The sequence below is a fragment of the Alistipes finegoldii DSM 17242 genome, assembly GCF_000265365.1.
Classification (GTDB): Bacteria; Bacteroidota; Bacteroidia; order Bacteroidales; family Rikenellaceae; genus Alistipes; species Alistipes finegoldii.
The window spans coordinates 2,409,758-2,422,576 of sequence record NC_018011.1 but is presented as its reverse complement, the minus strand read 5'-3'; the positions used below and the strand labels follow the sequence as shown (position 1 = coordinate 2,422,576).

Here is a 12,819-nt window from a genome sequence, read left to right as displayed (position 1 = left end):
CGATGATTATGATGATCCCTTTAGTATCTTTTGAAAGCCTGCATGAAATTCTGCGTAAGCTCTTCGATTCGATGCTTCCGTTATGTGAAAGAATGACTGTCATGGCGTCGGCAATAGCATGTATCGGTGCGTTGCTATACATATCTTATCGGGTATGGCAGTCTATTGCGCGTGCTGAGCCCATTGATGTTTTTCCGTTGTTACGACCTTTTGCCATGTGCATTTGCATCATCTTTTTCAATACATTGGTTATCGGCGGTCTCAACGGAATACTATCCCCGATTGTTAAAGCCACGCACTCTCTTCTTCAAGGCCAGACTTTCAGTATGAATCAATATCAGGCGGATAAAGACAAACTCGAAAAAGAAATCATGCTCAAGGACCCGACACAGGCTTATTTGGTCTCGGATGAAGAGTTTGACCGGCAAATTGATGAACTGGGCTGGATGCCACCGGATTTGAATGCAATGTCGCAGTTGCATCAGGATAGATATTGGTTTGGGATACGCGGTCTCATTGTCATGGCTTTTAGATGGCTTTTGGAAACGCTTTTCGAAGCGGCTTCGTTGGTTATCGATACGATCCGGACATTTTACCTTATTGTACTGGCTATTCTGGGCCCTCTGGTCTTTGCTATAGCATCGTTCGATGGCTTTCAGGCTTCATTGGCACAGTGGCTCACAAAGTATATCGGCGTATATTTATGGTTGCCGGTTGCTGATATTTTCGGTGCTATTCTGGCCCGCCTGCAAACACTATCGCTTCAAAAAGATTTGGAGTTGATGAGTACTGATCCCTGGTATTTTATCAATATGGACGGTACTGTTTATCTGGTATTTCTGCTGATCGGTATCTGTGGTTATTTTACCGTTCCTACTGTTGCATCATGGATTGTGCAGGCCGGAGGTTTCAACAGTTATAATAATCTCGTTACTCAAGGGGGTAAATGGCTCGGTGGCTTTGCTATGGGTTCTATTACTGGTGCTGGAAAGTACATCAAGGGGCAAGGTAAAAGGATTGCCGAGGAAGAGCGAAAATTCAAAATGAGACACCCTAATATAAAGTAAGCAAAATGGAATTTAAAGCACTGAAAAATATAGAGAGCAGTTTCCGGCAAATCCGTTTGTATGCAATCATTTTTCTGGGTTGCTGTATGCTCCTGACGGTTTTGGTTGTGTGGAGGTCCTACAGCTTTGCCGAAGCGCAGCGTCAGAAAATCTATGTTCTGGATCAAGGCCGGAGCTTGATGCTGGCGCTCTCACAGGATTTACAACAAAACCGGCCTGTTGAGGCACGGGAACATGTCCGACGTTTTCACCTGTTATTCTTCGATCTCTCGCCGGATAAAAGCGCTATTGAAGGCAATCTTACAAAAGCTCTTTTGCTGGCCGATAAAAGCGCAATGAGTTACTACCGCGATTTAATGGAGAAGGGCTATTTCAATCGGCTGATAGCCGGAAATATCATCCAGAAAGTCGAGGTTGACAGCATCCGCTGTGATTTCACGAATTACCCGTATCAGGTGAAAACTTATGCCCGGCAACGTATTTTACGTGAGAGCAGTGTTACTGAGCGAAGTCTCGTTACGACATGCCAGTTGGTAAACGCGACACGTTCAGATAATAATCCGCAAGGGTTCCTGATCGAGCGATTCAACATCATTGAAAACAAAGACCTCGGAACCTATGACCGCTAAAAGAATACTGCTCATGCCTCGCATCTGGATAAGAAGGAGCAAGGCGAAGGTAAAGGCGTTTTTAGACCGCCGTACACAACGAGAACGGCTGTGGATAATCGTTGGGATGTTGGTGATTTTTGCAGTTCTCGACATTTGGCAGCTTATCGATGGGCTGTCTACGGAGAGGCCGCAGAAGCAGATGGAACATATACAATCAATTAAACCGTAAATAAAATGGCAGATAATAAAACTGATGTAAAAAAGGGTTCGTCCGATAATATTCAGAAGGACCCGCAAAAGGAACAACGGAAAAAGACCGTTCTGGCCGCTTTGATTTTGCTCGTGCCGTTCCTTGGTTGTATGTATTTGATTTTCGGCGGCTGAAGTAAGGCGGAAACTCCGGGTGAGAATTCTTTCAACATGACTGTTCCTGATGGCCGGAGTCCGGGGATTGAAGCCAGCAAACAAAAGGCATTGGAACGTGTCAACTCGGAACAGCAACAGCAGGATCGTGTGTCGGCCTTCGATTCGAACTCTTTTTCGCTGCTCGACGGAGCATCCGGCACACCGCAAAAATCCAATCCGCAGAATGCGATTACTCAGTCTCAGGAAGCGAATCGGGAAGTCTCACAACTATTGAACGATTTCTACAGTACGCCGAAAACAGACCCGCAGGTCGAAGAACTGAAACGGCAGGTTGAGGAGTTGGAATCGCGCCTTGAGACGAAGCCCCAGACTCCTCCTGATCCGATGGAAATTGCAGAAAAGCAATATGCGCTTGCGGCAAAATACTTTAATAACGGGGAACAACGCGCAGAGCCGGCACGAAACAGTGCTTCCAAAACAGTTACAGTTCATCCGGTCCGCAGTTTAGGTGAAGGGGTTGTTACGACACTGGCGACTGTAGAACCCGATTCTTTGTTGTCGGAACTGGGCCGGGAACGTAATCTCGGATTCAATACTGCCGTAGGAAGCAATACCCAAGCGAATCATCGCGGTATTCGGGTGTGTGTGGATGAAGACCAGACAATCAGCAGCGGAGATCGAATTCGACTGCGATTGACGGAGCCTATACGAGTGAACGATTGTCAGATCGATGCCGGAAGCCTTCTATTCGGTACGGCGGCTATCGAAGGACAGCGATTACAGATTGTCGTGTCGAGCATCGAACAGGCTGGTAATATCATCCCCGTGGAACTTAGCGCTTTTGATTTGGACGGCGGAAAAGGGTTATATGTTCCCGATTCGAAAGAGCGAACTGCGGCAAAGGAAGCTGCGGCGTCAATCGGTTCGGGCTTAGGAACGAGTATTTCATTCACTCAGAATGCCGGTCAGCAAGTGGCAATGGATCTTGTTCGAGGAGCCATGACAGGAGGAACGCAATATATTGCTTCAAAGCTGCGGCAGGTAAAAGTTACCGTGAAAGCGGGTTATCAGATCATTCTCATTTCTAAAGAATAATTTTCCATGAAAACGTTATTAATTACCTTCCTCTTCCTTTGCAGCTTTTGGGCGGCCGGAGCGCAGGAATCATCCCGGGTGATACCGCCGGAGCAGGTGATTGAACCCTATCAGGTAGAGGTGACATTTGCCAAAACCGTACATATTCTTTTCCCCGCAGCCGTAAAATACGTTGATCTGGGATCAACGGACCTTGTTGCCGGTAAAGCGGATGGAGCAGAAAATGTCCTGCGGGTAAAATCTGCGGTGCGGGGATTTCCCGGCGAAACGAATTTCAGCGTCATCACCTCGGACGGAGTATTTTACGCCTTCAACGCCATTTATGCCGATGTACCGGGGCGCCTTTCCATTCAGATGGAAGACTGGCTGCATAAAGACCCCTATGGTGATTTCGCATCCACGCAGACGTATGTCAGGCTTCAGGAACTCGGCGATGAAAACCCGCTTACCGTAAACCGAATCATGTACACGATCCATAAAAAGGATGCACGATTGATTAAGAACATCGGCAGCAAACGATTCGGCATGCAACTGTTGTTGAGGGGAATTTACATTCACAACGACCTATTTTACATTCATGTCTCCCTGAGCAACAGTTCAAACGTAAATTTCGACATCGATCATATCCGGTTCCGTATTGCCGACAGAAAAGTCGCTAAACGCACGGCACTGCAGGAAACATTCGTCGAGCCGGTCCGGGCATATAATGCGATCGCAGCCGTGAAAGCCGGAGAGACCCTGCGTAATGTTTATGTTTTTCAGAAGTTCACCATCCCGGATGATAAAGTGCTTATCATGGATGTATTCGAAAAGAACGGCGGCCGTCACCAGTCGTTTATGATTCAGAATACGGATTTGGTGGATGCTCATACAGTCGAGGAACTTAAAATCAGGTAGCTATGCGGGCAATCATTATGTTATGCTTGGGGCTTTGGGCCGCATTGCTGCTCAATCCCGGTGAAGTGTATGCCCAACGCGGATTACCCGGACAGGTTGCTCTCGGTGTCAACGGGGGCATTGCCGATGGTTTCTCTTTTCGGGATTCTCATGGAGCATACCGGTTCTGGGGCGAGTTGGAACTGACGCGCTATAACCGGAATCACAGTTATTGGAATTTCGCGGTCTCCTGTCTTCGTAAGGATTACCGATACGAAGGCGTGCTGGGCGATCAGCTCGTGCCGATGGCACAATTTACCGCGGAGGCCGGTTATAATCACCCCTTGATTTCGGATCGCGGCCGCAACATATCCCTTTTTGCAGGATTGGCGGGTGTCGCGGGGTACGAAACAACCAACTGGGGTGATAAACATCTCAGGGACGGAGCGACGTTGCGCAGCGATGATAGTATTATATACGGCGGGCGGCTTTCGGCATCTCTTGAAGGCTATCTTTCAAACCGGGTTATTGTGCTGTTGAACCTTCGAGAATATTGTACATTCGGCTCTTCTACCGGGACATTCCATACTACCTGGGGAATCGGATTTCGGTTTATCATCAATTAAAAGATCGAGGAATGAAAAGATTAGTATGTATTTGCCTCATAGCTTTAGCATCGCTCATTTTTGCGAGTGCATGTGACGATCATATCGAGGTACAGCAGAATTACGACTTCGCATTGGGCACATGGCATCTGCCGGAGGATATAAAACCGGACGAACTCGTAGAAATACGTTTCACGCTTCGTCGGCAGGGAGATTTCAAAGGCGCTAAATACCATTTCGGGTACATTCAGATGCAAGGGGCCGGACAAGTGCTGGATGCTGCCGCAAACCGCCTTGTAAACAGAGAGAGCGTTGAATTGCCTGCGATCGTCGGTTTCAACGACAGTGATCCGTATAATTTGAGCTTCACGCTCTTTTATCAGAGTCTCAGTGACGAGAAATCCGAGGTTGTATTTTTCGTGATCGACAACTTCGGACTAAAAAGGGATTTGACGGTGAGCTTTGATACCGTTAGTCGAGAATAGCAAAAGGGGCGGAAATTTTCCGCCCCTTTTGCTTCATTAAGGTTCTATGTGTGTTGCATTCTCAAAGTCGCTATCCGTAAAAATATATTGATAGGTTCTATTCCGTTTTTTATCATTGTTTTTCAAGATTTCATACGTTTCTGATCTGAATAATTTATCTTCTCCAGTGGATGAGTGTCGGGTGTTTGTAAATTGTTTCTCTCCGTTCGAAATGACAATATAATCCGCACCTGTCGGGCTTGTCCACATAAATGGATACGGGAATCCGCCTTCAGTGTCAAAACGCAGTGTATGGGCTTTTCCGGCAGGGATTACGAATGTATAATTTGCATCTTCGAGAAGATCACCATTAGCGTAATTGTATGATTTCATTGTAATATCCCGAGAACTGTCGTTCTTGTAAATATAATTCGAAGTATACGAATAATCCGAGTCAGAGCAACCGATAAATAATGCAGCGGTGAATGCGGTTATGGATATAATCAATATTTTTCTCATAATCATAATAATTTGATAATTAACAAGTCCAGTTAAGGAATGTATGGATAAACGTATCCCATAACGCCGAAATTCTTTCGTTCCGTCCAATTTCGATCTCCTTTTTTTCTTGTTCCGAGCCAGTTCCAATACCATGATGAAACTTTTCGCCATGCGCCAAGATTTTCCTGAGTTAAATAACTGATGGTGTAGACCATTTTCTTATCCTTATATTGACTGTCTTCAATCAAATAAAGAGGAACCGTACCGGGGCGCTGTGATGAAAATACCCATGCCTTTATTCCATATTGTGAAAATTCGGGATAGGTTCGCTGGTCGTATGCATATTTACCATGATGAAACCCGTTTTCATATATTGGCTTCAGAAGAGAATAGTTGGGATGGCTTGACGAAGGCCGTGATCCATAGGCCATAAAATGCTGCTTTGACGTTTTGGGTTCTAATGTCCGTGATCCATTATAATACACCGAAGGATTAGGCGTATAATTGGAAACATTATCTATCCAAAAGTCATAAGGCCAATCTGTATTCTTGTAAGCACAAAATGAATTGATAGGCATGTCTGTCGGTATTTTTATTGACTTTGTTGCCAGTTCACTATTCTGAATTTTTGCTTTTATCGTTGCGCTGCCGGATGACTTAAATACAACAGTGACACTATTTGATGTTTGGGATACGATCCAATAATATTTGGAAGGTAGTCCTTCAAATTCCCATTTGTCAACTGTTCCGGTGTAATTACTTAACCTGTATACTGTCCACTCTCCCGTGTGGGGATTTGGCGATCCGTAAATTGTACCCCGTGAAGTTACATTAATTTTTTTGATTACATCATAGTCTGTTCCGTCAATTAATTTTAGATGTGCTGTTAGGGTCCGTTCACCGAGAGTATTGAATCGCAGTTTTATCGACCGATTCTCTTTTTTGATGATTGTGTATCCTTCGCCGGAAACTGTCCAGCCGGAATTTGATATGGCGGATGGCAGCTTATCACTTTGGGGCAATGAATAAGTTACCTCAGTATCCGTATAAATCTGCGATGTGCCGATGATAAGGTTTTTGAAATCTGCCGCCCAGAACATGTAGGGATTATCAAAAATCATATCCACAATAATATCGTCAACGAGATGAAGTGCTTTAACATCTCGACGCCATCCGCGCCAAAGTCTGTTTCCCACTACTGTTCCTTCGATCTGTTTTAGGGTAAGTCCCTGATTCATCAGTCCTTCAACGACTCCGGTATAATTTTCAAAATAGTCAGGTCTTATTTTGTTCACTTGATTTGGGTATAGCCAATTCATAAATGCAAATTGGATTCCCCGAGCCCAACTTTCCTTGAGTATTCCATCCGCCAGCACAAAATCTTCAATTCGATTAGAGCCAGGCAATTCAACGACAGCCCGATGGTGTGAAGCGTGTCCGAGTTCATGGAGCGCAGTTGATGTAATTTCCCATCGGGATCTTGTATTGCCTTTAACCTTTCTGAATATCCGAATATCAGGCCATATTCCGACGGTAATTCCTGCATGGTCGCCATTTTTTCCGACATCTTTCTTATAAAAGGCGCATAGTTTTATTCGACCACGTTTAGGTCTTGTAATCCCAAACGGATTGTCGTGGAAAATAGCCCGGCAAGCACGATGTATTGCGGCGAACATTGCATCTTCGGTGTCTCCGGAGATTACCAACTCCCAACGTCCGGTCATTCGGGGACCTTTTGTTTTTGCCTGCCATGTGAGACCATCCCGAATATCCCAATATTTTTGATCCTCCCAGAATATCTTATATCGTGCAGGTTGTTTGAAGCTACCTAACGAGGTTGCCTCACCATTAGCGTTTGTAAAGCATTCCTCAAAATGAAGAAGATGATGACATCGAACCCGAACCCCAACAAGAGGAATAGTTTGACCATTGAAGTCATCAACGTACCGAACACTTGCATAGGGACGCCATTTGTAGCTTGAGCGTGTTTGAGCAGTTTGGTCGGGCAATCTCATGGATTTTATCATCACCCGATCCCACACGTCCTCAGTCAGTTTATTTGACACGCCAGCATTAATATCATTGTCATCAAAAGTTTCGACAACTACTTCATCGAGTATTTCATGGATAATGCCATCCGGAAATATATAGTCAGTCGGCACTTTAGTATAATGCCAAGGATAGCCATAAGTATTTGTAGTATCGTTTTCAAAGAATTCAACTTCTTCATCTGTCAGTTCCCGGTCAAGGGGATAGGTGAAAAGCATAAGATTCGAGGAGTCCAGTAATCTGGTATATTCCGTTGAATCTTTAGGCAAGAAACGGACGTAATAATGTGTCGGTTTTAATTTTATTGTCGGTTGTCCCATCTCTACAGATACTTTATCCATTGCCATTTGAACATTAGTCAGAGAATAGGGGTTGTCTTGGGCTGCGAGTGCCGATCTGGTCTTGCTCTCTCTTATTGGAGTGTCAGAAGGTGGTTCCTCAAATTTGGAGCAGCCGATCAGCAGGACCGCAATAGCTAAAACAAGTAGATTTTTCTTCATAGGATTGAGGTTTAGGTTGAAATAAAGATATTAATTATGAAGTGTAAGCCCACAAATAAGCCGTAATTGGAGGGCTATGAGAACTATTTCCCGAACGTTCGGGTGTAGGAAACCGACGGCATGATCGGCACTAAAACAGTCGCCTTATAGGTCCCTTGGTATGGATAGATGCAGACCGGGTTCTTGTGCCATGTCCAGTTGATGATCGAGAACTGCCAGTTACGGACGCCGTTGCGTTTCCGGCGCTCCATGTTGTAGCTTATGTCCGAACGGAAGTAATTGCGCATGCGCATCGAAGGATAGGCCGTAATGCCGACGATCGGATTGCCGTTAGTATCGGGATAGCTCTCGTTCGTCAGGCGGTACGGAAGGCCGGACCGCCAGGACATATTGAAAGTGAACGTATGTCTCCTTCCGGGCCTTTTCAGGACATCGTAGCTGAGGAACGTGTTGAAATCATGTGGTACGTCGTACTCGAAGGGATAGCTAACGCCCTCCGAACTGCGTCGGGAATTCGTATAAGTGTACGATACCGTCAGGCTCAGCCGCTCCGTCTGCCGCTGCAACATGATCTCAAGTCCCCATGCCCGGCCTGTTCCGTAGACGAAGCCGCCGCGCCCCAGCAGGAAATCGTCGCTGTCGTAGATCAGCGGCAGGTTGCGCATGCGCTTGTAATAGCCCTCCAGCGAGAGGGTCAGATTCTCCCGCAGCCGGGCCCGGCCGCCGAGCGCCACCTGCCATGCATGTTGTAATTTCCCGTCCCTAAAAGGCGTCCAGAAGTCGATCGGCATGGAATAGTAGTAGCGATTGTATTGCACCAATGCCTGCGAATTGATCGTGCCCGAAAGCCATATGGCATTGTCGTTGCCGAAATCATACGCGAGTTGCGCCCGCGGTTCTACGGCGAATCTGGTTTGCTCCGAGTTGTCATACATAGCGCCCCGGATTCCGACATCTGCCCGCCAGCCGCCCCATTGAAACCGGTTGTTCAGGAAAAGCGCCCCCGAAACAAGCTGCTCGGAAGAATAGCCGCGCTCTTTGTGCTGTCCGTTGACATAACCTTTCGAGTGCATCGGCATAAAGCGTTGGTGTGATATATTCGCTCCGTAATCGAGCGACCATGCTCGTGTGAGACGCTGATCGAATGTCAGACGCGCCCCGAACTCATGCGTTTTATATGTCGTTTTGCCCCAGTTTTTAAAATCATCGTCCTCGTATTCTGACTCCTGCCGGTTCTGCAGGTAGGTATAATAAGCGACTATCGAGGACCGCAGGTTGTCGCTCCATCGGGATTCCAGACGAAGCGACGCCGTGGTATTGCCCCAGCCGTATTCGTTCCGGGCATAATCCTCCTTGTTGGTCATGTGATCGTCCCCGGAATAGACTCCCAGACTCAGGGTATGGCCGGGGTGAATATCGTAAGAGAGTTTCCCGGTCAGGTCGTAGAACCCGAAACGGACGGCATTGCCGACCAGCGCCAAGACTGCTTCAGGAAAGAAATAACGGGCAGAAACGAGGTATGAACCTTTGTTTCGAACGATGGGGCCATCGACGGTTCCGGCCAGCGAAAGCGTTCCCACGGTAAGCGACTGTCGGTGGTCCTGCCGGTCCCCGTCGCGTGTGCGGATCTGCGTCAGGGCCGAAAGACGCGATCCGTAGGCAGGCGATATGTAGCCTTTCGACACCTCGGCGGATTGGACGGTCTCGCCGCTGAAAATCGAGAGAATGCCGTAGGCGTGCGCCTGGTTGTAGATTGGCACGTCGTCGTAAAGAATTAGGGTCTGGTCGTTACTGCCGCCGCGCACCAGCAGACCCGACATGCCGTCCTTTCCGGCCGAGACTCCCGGAAGGAGCTGCAGGAATTTGAAAATATCCTTCTCGCCGGCGAACAGCGGAGCATACTTGAGCTGCTCGATGTTGACTGCGATGTTGCCCGTCTGTTTGTAGATCATCAAAGGTTTCCGGGCTGTAACAACGACCGAATCGATCGCTTCGCTGCGGGATACGCTGTCGGCGGGCGTCTGAGCAAGGGCCGTCCCCACAAGCAAGAGTGACAGGCAGCAAAAAATCCACCGTTTCATATCTCAAGGGTTTTGTAGTAGTTGTACCCGGCGAAGATGCCCAGGCCGTTGCTGATATTCGTGTAAACCGTAATTTGCTCGACGAACGGATTTTCCTCACCGCCCCATTCGGTATTGAGTTCCTGTTTGTAGCGCGATTTCATATAACGGTCGTAGGTGTCCGATGCGGTGATTACTTGGAAAATATGTTTTTCGTCTTCAGCTCCGAAGACGGAGAAGCGCAGCGGAACAACCGCCTCGCAGTTTTCATAGGGGATGCGTAAAAACTGCTCGAAATTCACGGTGCTTCCTTTGTCGTTGGCTTCGGAAGCGTCGTTGGAACCATTGATCTGGTCGACAAATGCAGAGGTCGTATAGTATTCAAAGACATCCTTCCAGCCGTTGTATCTGCGCTTGCCCCGAATCCATACCGACTTGGTGTCGTCCGGGACCGTCAACTCCGTCATATCGAAATGCCGGTACCAGCCTTTTTGACGGGCGAAGACAAGAGAACCGGCCGGAGCCTGCGGAATATCTGTTTCTGCGGACAATTCCCCGTAATTCGGAACGGTGACGACTAACCGGTAATGCCGGCCGGCAGTAGGTACAAAGTCGGTCGCAGTTATTCCTTCCCTGTCAGCCGGGCAGTTGATGACCTCTGCGTTGTTCTCATACAGCCGGATTTCGGCGTCCGCGACAGCTTTGAATTTCGTGCCGTCGGTATATGTGCCGCTCCAATTCAGTCGGACGGCAAACTCTTCCTGCGGGGTGATCAGCGCGTTGACGACAACGCGCCTTTTGAGGTCTTTACCCTCAAAATCATAATCCACTTCACAAGAGGAAAGTATGACGGTGATTAACACCGTCATACTCAAGGTTCGAATGATATTCATGCAAAATCTGTTTGGGTTTGTCAGGATGGCAACTGATGAATAATTCATGTTGTGTATAGCAGTCGGAAAAAACTCTTCATAGAAAACGAACGATTTTACATGAACTCAGCAAATATTGCGAATTCAGTAGATTACCGTGCAGACGTGAAATACAGATCGAGACGGCCTTCACCGGCTTGAAGTGTTCCGGCAGTATAAACCATCATGGAAAAGGATGCCGTTTTGCCGGCAGCGATACGGCCGACATTTTTCAGTCTGTGCGGATTCAAGGTGCCGGTCCAGAAATCTTTTGATCCGTTGATAAGTTCATAGCCGATGCTTTCAAAAAGCTCCCATGTGTTCGGATAGCTTGAACGACCGTTTCTCAAATGGTAATTTTGTTTGGTTTTATTCCATCCGAACGTCCCTTTCCGGTGTGCCGTGAATTCCACTTTTACAAAATCGTCCTTGGGCTCGAAACGTCCCTCTGCCCAGAATTTGTGTTTACCCACGGTGGACTTGAGATAATTCCGGCTCTGTTCGACAGTTCTGGTTAAGGTCTCGTGCGTAAGTTGGTATTCATGCGTATCCTTGACATCGCTGATCGTGTTGAAGTTTATTACCTGCCCGCCGATCACGACATCGCCGTTGATGTTGCAGACATAGGCGTAATCCGGATTTTCGTTGCGAATATAGGGATTGAAACTCTCCTCATCATCGGGATTTTCATTGAAAAGGAAATATGGCGCATAGCTGGCCTTGATTGCTTCGGCTTCAGCCAAAGTTTTTGCGTCCTCGATCTCCGCTGCGACACGATAGACGGCATCGCTCTGGGATTCGAAATTGTGCGCAGCATACCATGCACTCAGGGCCACTTCATCCATAGCTCCCAGTTCGTTGATTTGCTGCCCCATTTCTTCGATCGAAGAGAACGATAGCATTTGCGTCGAAACGCGCGTTTCTTTCGCCTGATCCGGCGCGGGCACAGTCTCGGCGGGCATCTCTTTTTCACAGGCACAGGCCAAAGATACGACCGAGGCCAGCATGATAAGTTTTGTAAATTTCATAATCATTATGAGTTAGTTGATTTTTGCCTACTCGTAAAGTTTTTCGGCAGTTACTTGATACATTTGTGGGTCTGAAAAATGGAGCGTTATTTTCGTCCACCGCCGAAAACAAAACCTACGGTAAGATCGAAATGCCGGTTTGCCTTTTCCTGTAACTTATAGTCGAAGGTAAAGCGCAAACGGTGGAACAGTTCAACACCGACACGCGGCATGAAACAGAATGATCCTTTTTTGTCTCCCGTGGAAAAACCGGCCCAGTTGGGATTTGAATTGTCAAAGCGGATAGGTCCGGAGGTGTCCAAAGCGGTATAGCCAAGGCCGAAGCCTGCAAAGAATGATACTTTGTTACACCTTCTGAAATTGTAGTCCGTTACAGCCAGTACGTTCCATGTTTGGAATTCCAGATTCCCGGCATTGTCTGCATCTCGATGAAAAATCGATCCTGCAATCTGTAGTCCGACATCTATTGGAAGCCGCTGTAGGTTATAGCGTCCTTCGGCAAAAAATGTAGCACCGATCCTATTGCTGTTGAAATTCAGTTTATCGGCTCCGAAATTGATTCCCACGCCGATTTCGCCTTCGAACCGTCTTACTTCACAATCGGATCTTTTTGCTGACGGGGTGCTTTGGGCATTACTTTGGAAGGCGCATAGCAATGCCAATGCAAGAATTAGTTTTTTCATATT

General features: G+C 47.2%; 12 protein-coding genes and 1 pseudogene. 7 read left to right on the top strand and 6 right to left on the bottom strand.

Annotated elements, in window-relative coordinates:
• Positions 1 to 8: 8 nt before the first annotated feature.
• The 7 genes and pseudogenes from traJ to ALFI_RS10480 all read left to right on the top strand — a co-directional run bounded on the left by traJ (position 9) and on the right by ALFI_RS10480 (position 5,105).
• Positions 9 to 1,067, top strand: coding sequence for a conjugative transposon protein TraJ (gene traJ / locus ALFI_RS10510; protein WP_014775788.1), 1,059 nt, complete (start codon positions 9 to 11; stop codon positions 1,065 to 1,067).
• A gap of 5 nt (positions 1,068 to 1,072) precedes the next feature.
• Positions 1,073 to 1,696 carry a conjugative transposon protein TraK gene (gene traK / locus ALFI_RS10505; protein WP_014775787.1) on the top strand — a complete coding sequence of 208 codons (624 nt, stop codon included), beginning with the start codon at positions 1,073 to 1,075 and terminating at the stop codon, positions 1,694 to 1,696.
• A gap of 216 nt (positions 1,697 to 1,912) precedes the next feature.
• Positions 1,913 to 2,062, top strand: coding sequence for a hypothetical protein (locus ALFI_RS16950; RefSeq protein WP_155835658.1), 150 nt, complete (start codon positions 1,913 to 1,915; stop codon positions 2,060 to 2,062).
• Between the two features lie 18 nt (positions 2,063 to 2,080).
• Positions 2,081 to 3,139 (top strand): annotated as a pseudogene (traM, locus tag ALFI_RS10495) (conjugative transposon protein TraM); the annotation flags it as partial.
• Between the two features lie 6 nt (positions 3,140 to 3,145).
• Positions 3,146 to 4,036, top strand: a complete 891-nt coding sequence (traN, locus tag ALFI_RS10490; protein ID WP_014775784.1) for a conjugative transposon protein TraN — start codon at positions 3,146 to 3,148, stop codon at positions 4,034 to 4,036.
• 2 nt (positions 4,037 to 4,038) lie between these two features.
• Positions 4,039 to 4,641: a conjugal transfer protein TraO gene (locus ALFI_RS10485; protein ID WP_014775783.1), complete on the top strand. Its 603-nt coding sequence runs from the start codon at positions 4,039 to 4,041 to the stop codon at positions 4,639 to 4,641.
• Between the two features lie 11 nt (positions 4,642 to 4,652).
• The gene (locus tag ALFI_RS10480; protein WP_014775782.1) at positions 4,653 to 5,105 is read left to right on the top strand and encodes a TraQ conjugal transfer family protein; all 453 of its coding nucleotides are present in this window, start codon (positions 4,653 to 4,655) and stop codon (positions 5,103 to 5,105) included.
• 36 nt (positions 5,106 to 5,141) lie between these two features.
• Here the strand turns inward: ALFI_RS10480 and ALFI_RS10475 are convergent, their stop codons facing one another.
• The 6 genes from ALFI_RS10475 to ALFI_RS10450 form a co-directional block, all read right to left on the bottom strand.
• The gene (locus tag ALFI_RS10475; RefSeq protein ID WP_147344315.1) at positions 5,142 to 5,603 is read right to left on the bottom strand and encodes a hypothetical protein; all 462 of its coding nucleotides are present in this window, start codon (positions 5,601 to 5,603) and stop codon (positions 5,142 to 5,144) included.
• A gap of 32 nt (positions 5,604 to 5,635) precedes the next feature.
• A complete protein-coding gene (locus ALFI_RS16945; protein ID WP_014775780.1) occupies positions 5,636 to 8,134 on the bottom strand; it encodes a hypothetical protein in 2,499 nt (832 codons plus the stop codon).
• Positions 8,135 to 8,217: 83 nt separating this feature from the next.
• Positions 8,218 to 10,215, bottom strand: coding sequence for a TonB-dependent receptor plug domain-containing protein (locus tag ALFI_RS10465; RefSeq protein ID WP_014775779.1), 1,998 nt, complete (start codon positions 10,213 to 10,215; stop codon positions 8,218 to 8,220).
• The gene (locus tag ALFI_RS10460) at positions 10,212 to 11,087 is read right to left on the bottom strand and encodes a DUF4249 domain-containing protein (RefSeq protein ID WP_014775778.1); all 876 of its coding nucleotides are present in this window, start codon (positions 11,085 to 11,087) and stop codon (positions 10,212 to 10,214) included. Before ALFI_RS10460 ends, ALFI_RS10465 begins: the two co-directional genes overlap by 4 nt.
• Positions 11,088 to 11,218: 131 nt before the next feature.
• Positions 11,219 to 12,133, bottom strand: a complete 915-nt coding sequence (locus ALFI_RS10455; RefSeq protein ID WP_167537968.1) for a DUF4848 domain-containing protein — start codon at positions 12,131 to 12,133, stop codon at positions 11,219 to 11,221.
• 86 nt (positions 12,134 to 12,219) lie between these two features.
• Complete coding sequence (locus ALFI_RS10450; protein ID WP_042494055.1) at positions 12,220 to 12,816, bottom strand: outer membrane beta-barrel protein; 597 nt, start codon at positions 12,814 to 12,816, stop codon at positions 12,220 to 12,222.
• Positions 12,817 to 12,819 lie beyond the last annotated feature (3 nt).